This is a genomic window from Pseudoalteromonas sp. P80D2, from assembly GCF_036680945.1.
GTDB lineage: Bacteria > Pseudomonadota > Gammaproteobacteria > Enterobacterales > Alteromonadaceae > Pseudoalteromonas > Pseudoalteromonas shioyasakiensis.
On the sequence record NZ_JAZDAR010000047.1, the window covers coordinates 454,353 to 470,185 of the forward strand.

General features: G+C 40.5%; 17 protein-coding genes. 10 read left to right on the forward strand and 7 right to left on the reverse strand.

Features of this window, described 5'->3' with window-relative positions:
- The first annotated feature begins 371 nt into the window (after positions 1–371).
- Positions 372–2,912, forward strand: a complete 2,541-nt coding sequence (locus VRK28_RS14095; protein ID WP_062566983.1) for a TonB-dependent receptor — start codon at positions 372–374, stop codon at positions 2,910–2,912.
- Positions 2,913–3,150: 238 nt separating this feature from the next.
- On the forward strand, positions 3,151–4,662 hold the full coding sequence (locus VRK28_RS14100) for a tryptophan halogenase family protein (RefSeq protein ID WP_130166739.1): 1,512 nt from the start codon (positions 3,151–3,153) through the stop codon (positions 4,660–4,662).
- A gap of 38 nt (positions 4,663–4,700) precedes the next feature.
- Here VRK28_RS14100 and VRK28_RS14105 read toward each other — a convergent pair whose 3' ends face one another.
- On the reverse strand, positions 4,701–5,411 hold the full coding sequence (locus VRK28_RS14105; protein WP_063530410.1) for a DUF6445 family protein: 711 nt from the start codon (positions 5,409–5,411) through the stop codon (positions 4,701–4,703).
- 243 nt (positions 5,412–5,654) lie between these two features.
- On the opposite strand from VRK28_RS14105, the gene VRK28_RS14110 reads away from it, so the two are divergent.
- Together VRK28_RS14110 and VRK28_RS14115 are read left to right on the forward strand one after the other, a co-directional pair.
- Entirely contained in the window at positions 5,655–6,359 is a 705-nt protein-coding gene (locus VRK28_RS14110; RefSeq protein WP_062566951.1) for a SapC family protein, read from the forward strand.
- 125 nt (positions 6,360–6,484) lie between these two features.
- Positions 6,485–7,519 (forward strand): isoaspartyl peptidase/L-asparaginase family protein, encoded by a 1,035-nt coding sequence (locus VRK28_RS14115; RefSeq protein WP_063528531.1) that lies wholly within the window; start codon positions 6,485–6,487, stop codon positions 7,517–7,519.
- Between the two features lie 68 nt (positions 7,520–7,587).
- Here VRK28_RS14115 and queF read toward each other — a convergent pair whose 3' ends face one another.
- Positions 7,588–8,433 carry an NADPH-dependent 7-cyano-7-deazaguanine reductase QueF gene (queF, locus tag VRK28_RS14120; protein WP_130166740.1) on the reverse strand — a complete coding sequence of 282 codons (846 nt, stop codon included), beginning with the start codon at positions 8,431–8,433 and terminating at the stop codon, positions 7,588–7,590.
- A 59-nt stretch (positions 8,434–8,492) separates the two neighbouring features.
- On the opposite strand from queF, the gene syd reads away from it, so the two are divergent.
- Positions 8,493–9,032, forward strand: coding sequence for a SecY-interacting protein (gene syd, locus VRK28_RS14125; RefSeq protein ID WP_130166741.1), 540 nt, complete (start codon positions 8,493–8,495; stop codon positions 9,030–9,032).
- 60 nt (positions 9,033–9,092) lie between these two features.
- On the opposite strand, the gene VRK28_RS14130 is transcribed toward syd, so the two are convergent.
- The 3 genes from VRK28_RS14130 to VRK28_RS14140 form a co-directional block, all read right to left on the reverse strand.
- Positions 9,093–9,866 (reverse strand): Zn-ribbon-containing protein, encoded by a 774-nt coding sequence (locus VRK28_RS14130; RefSeq protein ID WP_063528532.1) that lies wholly within the window; start codon positions 9,864–9,866, stop codon positions 9,093–9,095.
- Positions 9,866–10,132 (reverse strand): hypothetical protein, encoded by a 267-nt coding sequence (locus VRK28_RS14135; RefSeq protein ID WP_055021916.1) that lies wholly within the window; start codon positions 10,130–10,132, stop codon positions 9,866–9,868. The genes VRK28_RS14130 and VRK28_RS14135 overlap by 1 nt, the downstream gene beginning before the upstream one ends.
- A gap of 155 nt (positions 10,133–10,287) precedes the next feature.
- On the reverse strand, positions 10,288–10,518 hold the full coding sequence (locus tag VRK28_RS14140; RefSeq protein WP_036969581.1) for a DUF2789 domain-containing protein: 231 nt from the start codon (positions 10,516–10,518) through the stop codon (positions 10,288–10,290).
- Between the two features lie 147 nt (positions 10,519–10,665).
- Here VRK28_RS14140 and VRK28_RS14145 point away from each other — a divergent pair, with 147 nt between their 5' ends.
- Positions 10,666–11,313 (forward strand): GNAT family N-acetyltransferase, encoded by a 648-nt coding sequence (locus VRK28_RS14145; protein WP_054563618.1) that lies wholly within the window; start codon positions 10,666–10,668, stop codon positions 11,311–11,313.
- Positions 11,314–12,010: 697 nt separating this feature from the next.
- Here VRK28_RS14145 and VRK28_RS14150 read toward each other — a convergent pair.
- Together VRK28_RS14150 and VRK28_RS14155 are read right to left on the reverse strand one after the other, a co-directional pair.
- Positions 12,011–12,310, reverse strand: coding sequence for a DUF3301 domain-containing protein (locus tag VRK28_RS14150; protein ID WP_054553721.1), 300 nt, complete (start codon positions 12,308–12,310; stop codon positions 12,011–12,013).
- Positions 12,311–13,339: a DUF3549 family protein gene (locus VRK28_RS14155; protein ID WP_253109196.1), complete on the reverse strand. Its 1,029-nt coding sequence runs from the start codon at positions 13,337–13,339 to the stop codon at positions 12,311–12,313.
- 106 nt (positions 13,340–13,445) lie between these two features.
- Between VRK28_RS14155 and VRK28_RS14160 the strand changes: the two genes are divergently transcribed.
- From VRK28_RS14160 to VRK28_RS14175, 4 genes are all read left to right on the forward strand, one after another.
- Positions 13,446–13,760 carry a YqcC family protein gene (locus VRK28_RS14160; protein WP_130166743.1) on the forward strand — a complete coding sequence of 105 codons (315 nt, stop codon included), beginning with the start codon at positions 13,446–13,448 and terminating at the stop codon, positions 13,758–13,760.
- A gap of 1 nt (position 13,761) precedes the next feature.
- Positions 13,762–14,535 carry a tRNA pseudouridine(65) synthase TruC gene (truC, locus tag VRK28_RS14165; protein ID WP_063527466.1) on the forward strand — a complete coding sequence of 258 codons (774 nt, stop codon included), beginning with the start codon at positions 13,762–13,764 and terminating at the stop codon, positions 14,533–14,535.
- A complete protein-coding gene (locus VRK28_RS14170; RefSeq protein ID WP_054563623.1) occupies positions 14,522–14,968 on the forward strand; it encodes a flavodoxin in 447 nt (148 codons plus the stop codon). Before truC ends, VRK28_RS14170 begins: the two co-directional genes overlap by 14 nt.
- A gap of 128 nt (positions 14,969–15,096) precedes the next feature.
- On the forward strand, positions 15,097–15,828 hold the full coding sequence (locus VRK28_RS14175) for an RNA methyltransferase (protein WP_332394046.1): 732 nt from the start codon (positions 15,097–15,099) through the stop codon (positions 15,826–15,828).
- The last annotated feature ends 5 nt before the right edge of the window (positions 15,829–15,833 follow it).

Consider the following 15,833-nt stretch of genomic DNA (forward strand, 5'->3'; position numbering starts at 1 on the left):
GTGGAAACTAAAGCTTACAAAAACACATGTAATTTTTAGCAAATTTCAAAAACTCATCCTTTTGATCTTTTCATCTGCAATATCACTCATGCTATATTTGCGCCGTTTATTTGTAACAATTCTTAAAAACTCAATATTAAATATTAGTTATATCAATAGCTTGATTATTTCGTTGTAAATTTTTTGCACAAATTAACCAAAAAGATGTAGCACAAATGTAATTTAGAGTGTATGGTTTGTTACTAGATGACAGCGTTGTCATCATCACTGGGCAGAAGTGATATAAAAAACCAACAAAATGATTCAAGGGGAATCCTGTGTTAGCTAAAAATTTTAAGAAAAGCTTATTAGCAGTTAATATCGGCCTCGTAATGAGTGCTGGGTTCACTGGCGCTGCATACGCAGCAGAAGAAACTAAAGTTCAAGAAGATGTTGAAGTAATTGAAGTTCGCGGTATTCGCCGTTCACTTGAAGCTTCAATGAATACTAAGCGCTTTGCTGACAGCGTTGTCGATGCTGTTTCTGCAGAAGACATCGGTAAGTTTCCTGATGGCGATGTAGGTGAAGCACTTGGTCGTATTTCAGGTGTTGCTGTTAACCGTCAATTCGGTCAAGGTCAGCAAGTTTCTATTCGTGGTGCTTCAAGCCAATTAACACGCACACTTTTAAACGGTCAAACTGTTGCATCAACAGGTTGGTATGACCAACAATCAATCGACCGTAGCTTCAACTACACGCTTTTACCACCTGAATTAGTTGGTGAAATCCAAGTTTATAAATCTTCTCAAGCTGACGTTGTAGAAGGTGGTGTTGGTGGTACTGTTATTGTTAACACTCGTAAGCCACTTGATCTTGACGCTGGTACAACTTTCTTAAGTGCAAAAGGCGATTACGGCACAATCTCTGAAGAAACAGACCCTCAAGTTTCTGGCTTATTTAGCTGGAAAAATGACGAAGAAACATTCGGTTTATTAGGTTCAGTATCTTGGGCTGAAACAAACTACCAACGTAACGGTATCGAATCACTGATCGGTTGGGGTGATATTGTTCCTACTACGTTCCAACAAGAGCGTGAGCGTACAGCATTAAATGCAACTTTCCAGTATCGTCCTACAGAAAACCTAGAGCTAGGTTTAAACATCATGAGCCTTGAGTTAGATGCAAACAATGCAAATACCTCAAACTTCGTAATGTTCCCTGACGACAAAGAAGCAGCTTGTGAGCAAACAAATGCATCAGGTACATGTACTTTCTACCGTCGTACTGGTGAAGGTGTAAATCCAGGTTGGACTCAAACTTGGGCACGTATCGCAAGCATGTCATCTGACACTGCTGATTTCAGCCTTAAATACGAAGGTGAAAACTTCACATTAAAAGGTCGTTTCGGTACAACTGAATCAGAAGGTGGTACAGACCTAACAGCAAACTACGGTAACTTCATCGGTGTTCCATCTGATTACGCTGGTACTTATGATGCTACTGGTGATGTAATCAAAATTGATATCAATAACAAATACTTTGAAGCATCAGATTTTGCAGGTCCATTATCTCCAGCTGGTTGGGCACTTAAAAAGCAACCTAACACAGATGAAGAAACTTACGCACAGTTAGACCTTTCATTCCCTGTTGATTTTGGTGCTATCACAGCAATCAAAACAGGTTTCCGTTGGGCTGACCATGAAGTAAAACAAGAGACTTACTCAACTACTTTAGTTGATACATTACCAAGTGGTGATGGTGAGACTTACTACTCAGGTACAATGTCATCAGGTGCAGGTTTCACTTTACCTGAGCCAGATTTTGACAAAATGGTAGCTGATGCACGCGCTGCAATTGCAAGCTTCGATAATGATTCAGCTGTATACCGCTCAGGTTACGGTACAATCGAAGAAGAAAACTTCGCAGTTTACGCAATGGCTGAGTTCTCTGCAGAATCTATCCGCGGTAACTTCGGTTTACGTTATATCTCTACAGATGCAGAATCAGATTACTACGGTTTTGCAAATGGTGAGTACGAAAGTTCACTAAGCACAGATAAAGCGAGCTACAACGACGTATTACCTAGCATCAATATCGCATTCGATTTAGCTGAAGATGTAATTTTACGTACCTCTGCTGCTCAGGTTATTGCACGTCCTAACTACACAGATATGTTCTCTGCATCATCTTTTGCAGGTTACGCTGATGGTACAGCAAATAACGAAGTACTAACTAAAGGTAACGTAGGCCTTAACCCATTCAAAGCAACTCAAGCTGATTTAGGTATCGAGTGGTACTTTGATGGTGACGGTATGGTAAGTGCAACTTACTTCTTCAAAGACATCACATCATTTGTTACTTCAAGCCAAATCTTGAATCAACAAATCGGTGTTGTAGACCCAGATACTCAAGGTGATAACTGGACGCTATCTACTAAGCTTAATGCAAGTGGTGGCCAAATCGAAGGTATCGAGCTACAAATTCAAGATGGCTTTGACAGTGGCTTTGGTTACTCAGCAAACTACACATTCGTAGATGCACCATCAGAAGCTGAAAACTACCCAGATATGATCCCATTATTCTCAGATTCGTCTAAGCATACTGTGAACTTAGTGGGTTACTATGAAACAGATACTTACTCAGCACGTTTAGCTTATAACTGGCGTTCAGAGTACATGATCCGTGAGCTACCTGGTTTCTACGGTAACCGTGAGCACCAATCATACGGTACGCTTGATTTCAGTGCTAACTACAGCGTAACTGATAACATTGACGTAACGTTTGAAGCTGTTAACTTAACTGAAGAAGACAGCGTACAAATCGGTGTTGCTCCTTCTGATGCAGAAGTAGTTCCTGAGCTTCGTAACGGCTACCCAGCATGGAGCTTTGAAGGTGAAGCACGCTACAAGCTAGGTGTATCACTACGTTTCTAATCTGATTTAGATAACGAAATTAAGAAAGCCCAGCTCGCACTGGGCTTTTTTGTGAGTAATACCAATTCGCAATAATACTTAGTCATTTTGAGGGATTAAACCTGTCGCTAACTGCGTTAAAAATTTCTGATTTAGAACAACTAAATAACGAAATTTTTGCCTTGTTATCAACGAGGTTTTCTTACCTCAAAATAGACTATTTAATTAAGCAAATTGGTATAAAAGTGGGCGAGTAAAAATGATAAAAAAAATCGCAATTGTTGGTGGCGGAACAGCAGGTTGGTTAGCCGCTAACCATTTGGGTCATGCGCTTTTGCAAAGTGGCATTGAGATCACGTTAATCGAGTCTCCTAATATTGCCAGCATAGGTGTCGGTGAAGGTACTGTTCCTTCGATGCGCAACTCTTTGCAAAAGTTTGGTATCAGTGAAAGTGACTTTATCAATGAATGTGATGTTACTTTTAAGCAGTCAATCAAGTTTGTAAATTGGCTAGATAAACACAAACATGGTGCTAACTTTTACCATCATTTATTTGATCACCCACATATATTCGGTGAGGAGTTAACTCAGCAGTGGCTAGCTGAGGGTAACGGTAATGATTACGCAGACTTTGTTTCTAAGCAACATGCGTGTTGTGAAAATAACCTAGCACCGAAAACAATTGCGACACCTCAATATGCAGGTATAAACGGGTATGCCTATCATTTTGATGCTAAAAAGTTTGCTGCATTCTTAGGAAGCCATGCCACGCAACATTTTGCTGTAAAACACCTGTTTGCAGAAATTAAAGATGTCAGCTGTGATGAGCAAGGTTTTATTACACACCTAATCGACTCAGAAGGTAACGCCTTAGAGTTTGACTTTATTATTGATTGCTCCGGTTTTTCGGCTGCCTTTATTGGGCAAAAACTAGGGGTGGGCTTTGTTGATAAGTCAGATAGTTTATTAACTGATACTGCAATCACATTGCAAGTACCGACACAAAACGATGATGAAATACCGCCTTACACTATTGCTACGGCACACCAAGCCGGTTGGATCTGGGATATTGCGCTCACAGAGCGAAGAGGAGTGGGGTTTGTTTATTCATCTAAGTATATGAGCGATGAGCAAGCACACGCTAAATTGCATCATTATTTAGGTAATAAATTTGAGCACTTAACGCCAAGAAAGATCCCGATGAAAGTAGGGCACAGAGAAAAAATGTGGCACAAAAACTGTGTCGCTATAGGGTTGTCGCAAGGATTTGTTGAGCCACTTGAAGCAACTGCCATCTTAATTGCAGACTTTTCTGCGGGGTTATTAGCAAAGCGTTTTCCGCGTACCCGAGATGACATTAACTTAGTTGCTGATGATTATAATCAGCAGGTGAATTATGTATGGCAACAAACGTTCGATTTTATAAAAATGCATTACTGTATTTCGGATAGAACTGATTCAGCCTTTTGGCGTGATAACAAAAAAACCGAGCAGTTATCAGAAAAACTAAAAAATAACCTAGCACGCTGGCAGCGCTTTACACCGGTACGAGAAGACTTTGCCAGTAAGTTCGATTTGTTCGACTTAGAAAACTACTTATACGTACTGTTTGGTATGCATTATGTACCTGCCAAACAGCAATCTAAGCAGAGCAACAACCAACAAGTTGCTGAATTTAAACAGCAGCGCGTCAATCAGCTATTAAGCGAGCTACCTAAGCACAGAGAACTGTTAGATAAAATAAAGAAATTTGGCTTACAGAAGTACTAACTTTATTAACTGAGCTGGCTAAAAAAGTATTAGCCAGCTTAGCTAATTCTAAAAAACGAAGAGATAGATAAACGGCTGTTGCTTAGATCATTACTGTACTTTTTGTGATTAAAAAGAGCTGCGCTATGCAGTAGGTTGCTCTTATAAATTACGAGCCTATTGATCTTGGCTTCAATATCCACCACTTTTTCAAAAAGCGCTGTTGTTTCATTTAAATAGCCTTGATGAGTTGCGCTGTGTTTTTCTGTATCAGCAATCATGTTATGCACGCTATTTTGGTTATAAGCTGTCACTTTAATAATATTCTCAGGCAGGTATTTGTATATGCCTGTGCCGCCCCATTCTTTAGGAGACAAATAATGCACTGCTGCAAATGTTTTATCATCCGTTGAATCAATATGTGGCATACGCTGCAAGGTATTTAAATCATCCGCATTTTGAGTAACTAATGAAAGCTTACAGCGGTGAAGATATAAATTATTTTCACCGCTTGTAATGATCCCTTGCTCTAAAAGCTCGTTAAGTAGCTGCTCAAAAGCTCTGTAGTAAGGCGCAGGCATTTCATCTCGCTTACCGGGGTAGAGTGTTCCATCACTGCCAAAAGGCTGGAAATAGGCCGTATCTGTGGCAAATTGATAAATAGGCTCAAGGCTGTGTAAAAAGTCATCAACAATAATGACAGTCTCATTAATTTCATCAATAAACACTTGGCTTACTTTATAGTCTTTATTTAATTGATAGCTTTCCATTATTTGCCTCAGTCATTCCGTGTTTGTTGAATATACTAACAAAAATAGTGGCTTATGCGTGATAATATTTACTTGCTTATAGCTTGTTTTTTCATCATTTGGGGTTGATTGGTAATGTAGGTAAATTTGTTAATTTATAATGTACAAACTGCCACAAAATTTTCACTTCCTTTTTGTTGCCAAAACCTATAGGCTTTGGGCACTAACAGCAAAAACATATTATAAAATTAATGGAGCAGTATCATGGCGGAGCAACAAGTACAGCCTTTACATAACGAAAAACATGCCAACACTAAAATTCAAAATGGCATCAACATTGAGTTCATGAAAACTCAGCACTTAGTACCTGTGGTTGCACACGAATTTGCACGCATCGCAAATGAATTCCCAATGGCATTTGTTAAAAACAACGAATCAGGTCAATTCCAAGCAGTTGCTTTATTTGGTCTAGAGCCAGGCGAGAACCTTTTCATTCAAGACGACAAATGGACAGCTGCATTTGCACCTATGTCTATGACTCGTTACCCACTAGGTCTTGTTAAGCACCCAGAAGCTGACCAATTTGGTATCGTAATCGACGAAGCAAGCCCACTTGTAAGCGAAGAAACAGGTAATGCACTTTTCGAAAACGGTGAAGAAACTGAATACCTTAAGCGTCGTAAAGAAGCACTTGTTTCTTTCATCGAGTTCTCTCAGGTAACTGAAGCATTCACTAAGTACCTTGCAGACAAAGAACTACTAGTAGCTCAAACGCTAACTGTAGAAATCAAAGGTGAGAAAAAAGACATCAACGGTATCTACCTTGTTGACGAGAAAAAACTTAACTCACTAAGCGATGAAGAGTTCTTAGACCTTCGTAAGCGTGGCTACCTAGCACCTATCTACTCTTTCTTAACGTCTACTCATCAAGTAGCACGTTTAGCACGTTTAAAAGCAGCTAAAGCTTAATTTTAAACAGCTGAAAAAAAGCGCCATTTGGCGCTTTTTTTGTTTCTTTCGTCGGTTAAAGCTTGAAATGCAGCGCCGAATTATTCACATTGGGCTTACAAACTAAAATAAATATAAGTGCCCCTATGTTAAAAACATTACTCACCTCAGCCATTGCGCTAAGCGCATTATCATTTAGTACTTTAAGCTACAGTAGTGATCAACCTTTTGCTATCGCCATTCATGGTGGTGCAGGAACGATTGAAAAGAGCCGCTTCACGCCAGAGCAAGAAAAAGCTTACCGTGCAAAACTAAAAGAAGCCGTTGAAACAGGCTATGCCGTGCTTGAAAAGGGCGGTGAGAGCCTAGATGCTATCACTGCGGCAATTAATGTGCTGGAGAACTCGCCGTATTTCAACGCTGGTCGCGGTGCTGTATATACTTATGACGGTGCACATGAGCTTGACGCATCGATTATGGATGGTCGTACACGCCAAGCAGGAGCTGTTGCTGGGGTTAAACACATTGAAAACCCAATTAACTTGGCGCGCTTAGTGATGGAAAAATCAGTGCATGTTATGCTCAGCGGCCAAGGTGCTGAAGAGTTTGCAAAAACTCAAGGTATGCCGCTGGTTGAAAACAACCTATTTGATACTGAGCACCGTTATAAAGCCTTATTAAAAGCAAAAGAAAAGCTCGATAAACAAAAAGTAACTAGCAAAGACTACCAAGCTGCACACAAAGCCCTGCCGGTTAATTACAAAATGGGCACTGTCGGTGCAGTTGCACTTGATAAAAACGGTAATATCGCTGCAGGTACTTCTACAGGTGGTATGACAGCAAAACGTTTTGGCCGTGTGGGCGATTCACCTGTGATTGGTGCAGGTACCTTTGCTGAAAATGAATCATGTGCAGTATCTGCGACAGGGCATGGTGAGTACTTTATTCGCTACAATGTGGCAGCTGATATTTGTGCTCGCGTAAAATACCAAGGTAAAACCATTGTGGAAGCAGGTAACGAAGTGATCCACGATGTATTAATGCCTATAGGTGGCACAGGCGGTGTGATCATTATTGATGCTAAGGGTAACATTAGCTTGCCGTTTAACACCGCTGGTATGTACCGTGCGAGTAAATCAAATACATCACCAACGTATGTGGGTATTTTTAAAGACGAGTAATTATCTGTAACGAATCTTCAGACAATAAAAAACCGAGTTCACAACTCGGTTTTTTATTGTCACCAAAGTTATTGGCGATTAATTTTTACCTTGAAGGGTGTTTTATCTTGATTCGTTGAGCGATAAGGGTTGATATCTAAACCACCACGGCGTGTATAACGGGCATACACTTCTAGCTCTTCGAGGTTTAACTGCTGCATTAAATCGCAGTAGATACGCTCTACACATTGCTCATGAAACTCATTGTGAGTTCGAAACGAAATTAAGTATTTTAATAATGCTTCATAGCAAATTGCTTGGCCTTTATAACGAATAATCACACTCGCCCAATCAGGCTGTGAGGTGATCAAACAGTTCGATTTTAGTAAGTGACTGTGTAGGGTTTCTGAGACAATCTCATCACCATTATGGCGAAGTGAGCTTGCATCAATATCATAGCTGGTGATTTCGATATCCAGATCATCAATACATTCGCCCGGTAACGCTGAAAATGGCAAACAATTGAAATCATCTGCTTGGTATAAAGTAACGACCACCGGTGCATTAACTGCAGCGGATAAGTCTTTACTCAGTGCTTGGTGAACGTCATCTAGCGTCTCAAAGCGTGTTTGATTAAAGCTATTTAGGTACAGTTTGAATGACTTTGACTCAATGATATGGCTGCTCTGACAAGGAAATACAAATGTTGCCACAGCGACCATTGGCTTACCCTTGCTATTTAGCCACGATAATTCATAGCCAGTCCAAATATCTTGGCCTTTAAACGGTAAGTTATCTTCGCTAACACCTAATGCATCACGGTTTAATTTACGGGCAATAGGAAACAGTAAACTTGGTGTGTAGGTATCTACATACTCTGTGCTTTTACCAAGAACACTGTTTTTCAGTTCGGGTGAGTTGCTGTAATCTGTCATCTTTACACTTTTGTAGTTACAATGGCGGCATTATACCTAAAGCCAATGAGTTTCGCAGTATGTCTGTTTCTACAAAACTAGATAAGTTACATCAAGCATTTAGTGAAAAATGCCTAGAACGCACAGGAAAGCTTCCTGTTATTGAACATGATACAGCATGGCCAAGTCCATGTGAGCAGGGCGAAGTTGATAATCAGGGGCTTATTCAGTGGTGTGCAGTTCCACAACAGCCTTCTGGCAGTTTAGAAGACTTAGCCAAGGCGCTAGAGCTATCGTTTCCTGAAGATTTAAGCCCATTGTTTGGTCATGTCTATGCGGGTAATTTGTTATTGAGTGTTGATGATCATCACATTGAACTGCTACAAGCATGGAATGAAGATGATTTTAGCCGCTTACAGCAAAATATTACCGGTCATGTGTTAATGAAGCGCAAGCTAAAGCAGCCAGAAACCGTATTTATTGGTCTTACAGAGCAAGATGATCTGCTGATCACTGTATTAGTCGAAAGCGGTGAGGTTTGCTTAGAGTATGTGGGTAAAAAACCACATCATGTGCTAGCGAATAGCATCAGTGAGTTTTTAGACAAAGTAACGGTGTAAATTCAATAAGTAAAAGGGGCGGTTGCCCCTTTCGTGTATCTGGTTATTACCTTTATTAGGTTATTGAAAGTCCCACGAGATATTCGAAACAATGCCACAGGGCTCGCAACGAAAATCAAATAAGCCAAACCATGGCTCTGGTAATTTCCACTCGCCATCGCAGCTTGGGCAGCGACGTTTAAGCTCTGACTCTTTGTCAACGCCGCCTACACGGTATAAATAGTAATAAACCGGCTTCTTGGTTAGAAAACTAATACGTTTAGTGATATCGCGACCACGGCGGTATAAGTCACTCTTGATGCTAGTTAGTTCTTCAAGCGCAGGAAATTCACAACGGGTTGCACCATTGATCTGAATTTGATCGCACGCTTGCCAGTCTTCTTGCCATTTAATGAGTGTTTTGTAATCGCCATTGGCAATTGCTGGAATGCGAAATAACGGTACTGGTAAAAAGTCATCACCACAATAAAGCGGGCTACAGGTGTGCACGTACGTGGTATACAAAATATAGCACGATGGATCATTGCACATGTCAGCGCCATTTGAGTGAATGTCTTGGCCGACCACTTTAACTTTTGGTGCCAGTAAGCCTGCAGTGTTTAATTGCTCAATGCTATGTTTTACAAACGGGCTATGGTTGAGCGGATGCATCGCATCTTCGGTTGGGCACATTACACGAGTAATGAAAAATCCATCTTTTAAAACCGTTGGAAATTCATCACCAATTATTTGGCCGTTAAAACGAAGCGCATTCACTAGGCGGTTTATCGCCTGCTCAGCAAGCTCTAAGGTAGTATCTTGGTAGCAATCAAAAGTCAGATCGACAACAAACATTATTTTTTCTCAAGCAGTGCTAATAACCTATCTAATTTAGCTTCAATACGATCCAATTGACTTTCTTTTGGTGTACTCAGTTGTTCATTTGACGGGTTATTGATGAAATTATTAATTGAATCCGGATTGTTTTTATATTGGCTAACCGCAGCGATGATCACAGGCATCGGCATTGGTTGGGCTAGCTTACTTTTAGTTAAGGCAACTGTCGGGGTTTTACCTTCATCAAGAAGGGTTTTAATTGCATCAAATACAACGGCATTCATTTTTGTATAAACTCTTTTATAAAGACTAAAAAGCACCGCAGTATATGGGCTGCAGTGCGCGCGTATGGTAGCAATAATAGATGTGGAGTGAAATTACTTTCCTAATCTACGAGCTAAAAGAATGTTATTTAAGCTCGTAAATTAGGTCGCAGGCGTTACTGGCGTAACCTTGCGTCTAATTCATCAATCACCTCGCTCCAAGCACCATCTTCTGCAAGTGATTCTGCTAAAAAGTGTTGCTGAGCTTCATCCCAAAAAGGCGCTTCCTGCAATAGGGTTGTATCAGACAGTTGATGGGATGCTATAAAAGCATCTATTTCACTTTCTTTGCTCGGTAAACCAAGTTGTGCAAATAGGGTCGAAATATCATGTTTTGTCGTATCCATAGTTCTGCTCCTTGTGTATGGCGATAATTATTACTGCTTAAACTTAATGATGATGAACCGCAGTTTAACTTACGCTGAATTTGTCTTTAATCGCTGTTGGGTATATACCTTATAGTCTAGTACGAAAATAATAAAACAAATAAAAGGATGAGTATTTTGACAGTTGCTGAACCCGAAACCTTAAGTGTGCAATACCTTAGTGCTGAAGATATTAGCACTGCCGCAAGCCTTATTTATCAAGCCTATCATGATGATCCCGTTCTTCAGAATGTATTAGGTTTTCAACAAGATAACCCAAGTAAATATGAAACTAAACTACGTGCCTTAGTGCGTGAAGAGCTAGCAAGTTTCTGGCAAGAAAAGCAGCCTCTAATAGGCCTTTACTCACAAAGTAGATTAAAAGCTATTGCGTGTGTATTTGATTCGGCAAGTGAACTGCAAGCTGAGCGATACTGGCATTGGCGATTAAAGCTGATGCTTAGTGCGGGTTACTTGCAAACCAATCAGCTTATAGAAAAGGAGCGCACTATTCGTGAAGCGCTCTCGAGTAAAGGCCATTATCTGTTTTTAGCCTTTATAGCCGTTGACCCACATTTTCAAGGGCAAGGTTTAGGCAGATATCTGCTACGAGGGCTTGATGATTTAGTTGAGTCAAGCAATCAAGCAAGTGGTTTAGCCGTATTTGTTACCCGCTCTGAACAGCGCGAATTCTTTAGCTCTGAAGGGTTTGAAGTGTTCAAAGCATTAAGCTTTAACCAAGTTGAAGGTGACTTGATGTTCAAAGCAGCAAATTGACAAAAGGACGTTTTGGAAATAGCAATGTGAGATAAATCTCACATTGCTGTGCGTTTTATCAGTTTAATGCCTTTAAATTTGTACCCATAATTGCTTATTGTAATGATTTTAAAGGATTTATTGTTTTTGTCATTTTTGTGACTTAGAAAAAATTACTTTTTATGCCTACCAAGATATCCGCATTTCTCTAAACTTAATCATGTCAAGAAGACGCAGGTTCAACGATTGAACTGATGCCAAGGATTAGGATTATGGCAACTAAGCAAGAAGCTTAGCAGGAAGCAAAGGGACAAGAGCTAGGGAAGCAAGGAAGAACGAGGACACTGCCAGGATGCAGTACAATCGCGGAGCGATTGAAAAGGACTGACCAAAGGATGATTTTAGCAGGAAGCTAAAGGAGCGTTTGGAAAACGAAGTGGATAGCCATTGACGGCAAGAGGACGGCACTAGGATGTGTTAAATGTTACATGAAGTAGCATGGTGGGTGTATCGGATGTATACCCGTTCAGGGGAAAGATAAAAAGGCAGCTTCGGCATAAGTAAGGATACTTAATCATGGAAGTAGCAAGATTGGGGCGTGGCTATTAGCTACGCCTTAGTTCTTTCTGGAGGTCGCACTTCTCAAACAGGCAATTATTCTTGTAAAACTCGCAACTCGCAACTCGCAACTCGCAACTCGCAACTCGCAACTCGCAACTTAAATCTTATGCGGCGGTATTACTACGCTTTTAAGTAATTCGTTTTCCATGATCAAAACGCCTTGATACACGTTTTGTCCATCACTTGAAAACTCAAAAATAAATTCGCTTTTTATACCTGGTTTACCGCTTTTTAAAATGCCAAGTCGGCGCTTATTGCAAGCAACACTCATCAATTGCACATTTAATTGCTCAATTTGTCTTTGTGCATGAAGATTAGCTGCTTCGGCCACTTTTCTGTTTAACCAAAAAAAGTAGATGATGCTGCCAATGATGATGAGTGTCCACAAGCCTGCCATTTACGAAAATAACCTTCCTATTGCTCGAGCGAGTGTTTCGCTACGATTTTCTTTTCTTAATAAACCTAGTAGGTGAGGGCGAATACTAGGAATTGCAACTAAATCGGTGAAAATACTCACAAACAGTTGTTCAATTTTAGTGTGGTGTGCACAGCAATCCATAAACACGTGTAAGCGTTCTGGGTCTTCAAGTGTGCTAAAACAGCGCCCAGCAATCGTTAATAGTACATCTGATTGGGTGTTCATATCAGAGCGTAATACAGCATCAACAAGTTGCGCAGTTAAACCTTGTGCTGGTGTTTTTGATAGGCTTCTAAGGGCTGCAACAAGGGCGATGTCGTCTTTATGCTCTATGGCGTTTAAACCATAGGCTAACAATTGCTCTGCAAACACGGGTTCGATTGCAACATGTTCAAGCATTGCACTTAGCGGCTGTAATACTTCGACTGGTAGTTGCCCCCAAGCGGCTTGTAGATTTGCTAAATTGTTGTCGTTATCTAAACGCATCGCAAAGTCTGCAATACCTTGTACTGCAACACTTTGCCAATTATCAAATCCTAGTTTGCCTGAAAAATACAGCTGCGCATATTCGTAATACTGTGAAGCACTTTGTTTAAGCAAACATTTAACCTGTGCATTAAATGCCGCTAACTTGTTGGCGTTTGGTGTAAATACATACGGGTTGTTGTCTAATTTGCCTTCGGCATTTTCACCGGTAATTTCTGTACCAAGCGCTTCAATTACCATATTTGCGAAGTGATCGCGGCTTGCGCTTACAAGACGGCTTTGCTCATCTAGGGGGAATTTTAAAAACCATACATAAGGTTCTTTAGACGCTTTCACATCCCAAAATTGAATAGCAAGCCAAGCATGACCAGCAAGCGGGTATGGGTAAGGGATTTTTGTTTCTTCAATGGCAAGAAATTGTTTTTTGTCTAATTTCGTGATGTGTCTGCCAATATCGAAGGCACGCCAAGTGGTACCTGCTGCATCCAGAAGTTGCCCTAAAGTGGCGATCTGCTCAGTCATAAAATCTCAATTACCGTAATTAATCTATATCAGCCGCGAATTATACGCCATACCATGGCGCCTTGGAACAGGGTATACTAAGCACAAAGGTATTAAGAGTTTTACAATGCATCAACAGACTTTGGCGCTGCTGCGCGAATTAGAATCCACATTACAACGCCATTCACTTTGGCAAACAACGCCGATTGACCCAAGTGCACTCAATTCTAGTGTGCCGTTTTGTCATGACACCATGGCTTTTGAGCAATGGCTGCAATTTGTTTTTCTTAAAAAAATGCATGCCTTAATCACGCACGCTCAGCCATTACCCCGTAATTTTGCAATTGCGCCAATGGCTGAAATGATGCTGGCACAACACAGCGGCGGTAATGATGTGATTAACGTTTTACAAAAACTCGATCAACTTTTGAGTGATGACTAAGATGCAAGAGAGTGTTAAGCCACAATTTGATGAGTTAACGATTCTGTACCGCGATGAAAATTACATTGCGATTGATAAGCCATCCGGTTTATTGGTTCACCGTTCGTTTTTAGACAAACACGAAACCCAATTTGCAATGCAAATGCTGCGTGACCAAATTGGTCAACACGTGTTTCCTGTACATCGGTTAGATAGACCAACCTCAGGCGTATTACTGTTTGCGTTAAGTTCAGAAGCAGCCCGTGATATGAACCAGTTATTTATTGATGGGCAAATTGAAAAGCGTTATTTAGCTTTAGTAAGAGGCTTTTTAAACGAATCAATCTTCTTAGATAAACCTTTAAAAGAAGAGCTTGATAAAATTGCTGATAAGTTTGCTGATCAAAATAAAGCACCGCAAGAAGCACAAACGCAATTTCATTGCCTGCACCAAGCAAGCTTGCCTATTCCAATTGGTAAATACCCAACAGTTCGTTATTCGCTGGTGGAATGTTTTCCAAAAACTGGCCGCAAACATCAAATTCGTCGTCATTTAAAACATTTATCATTGCCAATTATTGGTGATGTAAATCATGGTGATAATCAGCATAATCAATTTTTTAGAGAGCATTTTCAGCTTCGTCGTTTAATGTTATTTGCCTCTGAATTAAAGTTTGTGCACCCTTATAGCAAGCAACCAATAACAATTAGAGCGCCATTAGGCGATGCAATGTTAACGATTTGCCAGCAACTTGGCTGGCCAACAGAAGAAAAGGATTATTATGGCAACCATTAGTATTTTTGTCGGCAGTGTTTACGGCGGTGCTGAGCGTTTAAGCGAACAAGTTATTGAAGTTATTGAAAAGTCTGAGCATCAAGCGCAATTAGTTGAAAATGGCACGGTCGATGACATGCTGGCTGCGTCACATATTTTAGTGATCACTTCAACGACGGGTCAGGGCGATATTCCTGACAATTTAATCGCTTTATACAGCCAATTAAATGATCAATTCCCTATGTTAACAGGCAAGCAATACGGCATTATTGCTATGGGTGACCGCAGCTATGGCGATACGTTTTGTGGTGCAGGTCGCAGTTTTGATGAGCTGTTTCGCGATTTACAGGCAAAACCTGTTGGTCATCGTTTAGAAATTGATGCCTGTGAAGATTTTGAGCCTTGGCCTGTTACTGAGCCATGGTTAAATGAGTGGCTGACAAAAATTAGTTAATACCTCTTATCAGCTAGTGTCTCTTAAAAGTGCTGATTGAATAAGCAATTGGCACTTCCCCCTTGGTTTTTCGAGTACAGAATCTGTGACCTTGGTGATATACTAATGAATCATTTTATGAGGCTGTTATGATTTCAAAAAACCAACTGAAACTAATTCGTGCATTAGGTCAAAAGAAATACCGTAAGCAATATAACCAGTACCTTGTTCAAGGCGAAAAAAATATACTTGAATTACTAAACAGTGGGTTAAGTATTGCTCATATATTTGCGACTCCTGCATTTATTTCTGCGCACCAATCAGCGCTTGCAGCCCATCAAGTCATTGAAGCAGACGAAGACAGCCTAACTAAAGCCAGCACGCTCGTGAGTAACAACGCCGCCATTGCTGTTGTTGATATGCCAAGTCAGCAAGCATTACCAATATCAGGACTTATTTTAGCCCTTGATGGTGTGTCGGATCCGGGTAATTTAGGTACCATTATTCGTGTTGCAGATTGGTATGGTATTAAGCATATTGTTACCAGCACAGACAGTGCGGATGCTTATAACCCGAAAACCATCAGCGCAACCATGGGCTCATTTGCTCGCGTGTGTGTCTCACAAACTGATTTAACCAGTTACTTACCTAGCTTAAATCTTCCTGTGTATGGTGCATTTTTAGAAGGTGAGAACATTCACAAAACTGCTCTTAAACAAGATGCCGTATTACTAATGGGCAGTGAATCTCATGGTATACGAACTGATTGCGAAAGCTTAGTTACTGATAAAATAACCATTCCGGCATTTGGCCAAGCAGAATCGCTTAATGTAGCGATGGCAACGGGTATTATTTTAGATAATTTTAAGCGCCACGCTTAACCTTT

Excerpts from the sequence above, each read along its gene's own strand:
- VRK28_RS14095 (WP_062566983.1), top strand. The coding sequence starts at position 372 with ATGAGTGCTGGGTTCACTGGCGCTGCATACGCAGCAGAAGAAACTAAA.
- VRK28_RS14100 (WP_130166739.1), top strand. The coding sequence starts at position 3,151 with ATGATAAAAAAAATCGCAATTGTTGGTGGCGGAACAGCAGGTTGGTTA.
- VRK28_RS14105 (WP_063530410.1), bottom strand. The coding sequence starts at position 5,411 with ATGGAAAGCTATCAATTAAATAAAGACTATAAAGTAAGCCAAGTGTTT.
- VRK28_RS14110 (WP_062566951.1), top strand. The coding sequence starts at position 5,655 with ATGGCGGAGCAACAAGTACAGCCTTTACATAACGAAAAACATGCCAAC.
- VRK28_RS14115 (WP_063528531.1), top strand. The coding sequence starts at position 6,485 with ATGTTAAAAACATTACTCACCTCAGCCATTGCGCTAAGCGCATTATCA.
- queF (WP_130166740.1), bottom strand. The coding sequence starts at position 8,433 with ATGACAGATTACAGCAACTCACCCGAACTGAAAAACAGTGTTCTTGGT.
- syd (WP_130166741.1), top strand. The coding sequence starts at position 8,493 with ATGTCTGTTTCTACAAAACTAGATAAGTTACATCAAGCATTTAGTGAA.
- VRK28_RS14130 (WP_063528532.1), bottom strand. The coding sequence starts at position 9,866 with ATGTTTGTTGTCGATCTGACTTTTGATTGCTACCAAGATACTACCTTA.
- VRK28_RS14135 (WP_055021916.1), bottom strand. The coding sequence starts at position 10,132 with ATGAATGCCGTTGTATTTGATGCAATTAAAACCCTTCTTGATGAAGGT.
- VRK28_RS14140 (WP_036969581.1), bottom strand. The coding sequence starts at position 10,518 with ATGGATACGACAAAACATGATATTTCGACCCTATTTGCACAACTTGGT.
- VRK28_RS14145 (WP_054563618.1), top strand. The coding sequence starts at position 10,666 with ATGAGTATTTTGACAGTTGCTGAACCCGAAACCTTAAGTGTGCAATAC.
- VRK28_RS14150 (WP_054553721.1), bottom strand. The coding sequence starts at position 12,310 with ATGGCAGGCTTGTGGACACTCATCATCATTGGCAGCATCATCTACTTT.
- VRK28_RS14155 (WP_253109196.1), bottom strand. The coding sequence starts at position 13,339 with ATGACTGAGCAGATCGCCACTTTAGGGCAACTTCTGGATGCAGCAGGT.
- VRK28_RS14160 (WP_130166743.1), top strand. The coding sequence starts at position 13,446 with ATGCATCAACAGACTTTGGCGCTGCTGCGCGAATTAGAATCCACATTA.
- truC (WP_063527466.1), top strand. The coding sequence starts at position 13,762 with ATGCAAGAGAGTGTTAAGCCACAATTTGATGAGTTAACGATTCTGTAC.
- VRK28_RS14170 (WP_054563623.1), top strand. The coding sequence starts at position 14,522 with ATGGCAACCATTAGTATTTTTGTCGGCAGTGTTTACGGCGGTGCTGAG.
- VRK28_RS14175 (WP_332394046.1), top strand. The coding sequence starts at position 15,097 with ATGATTTCAAAAAACCAACTGAAACTAATTCGTGCATTAGGTCAAAAG.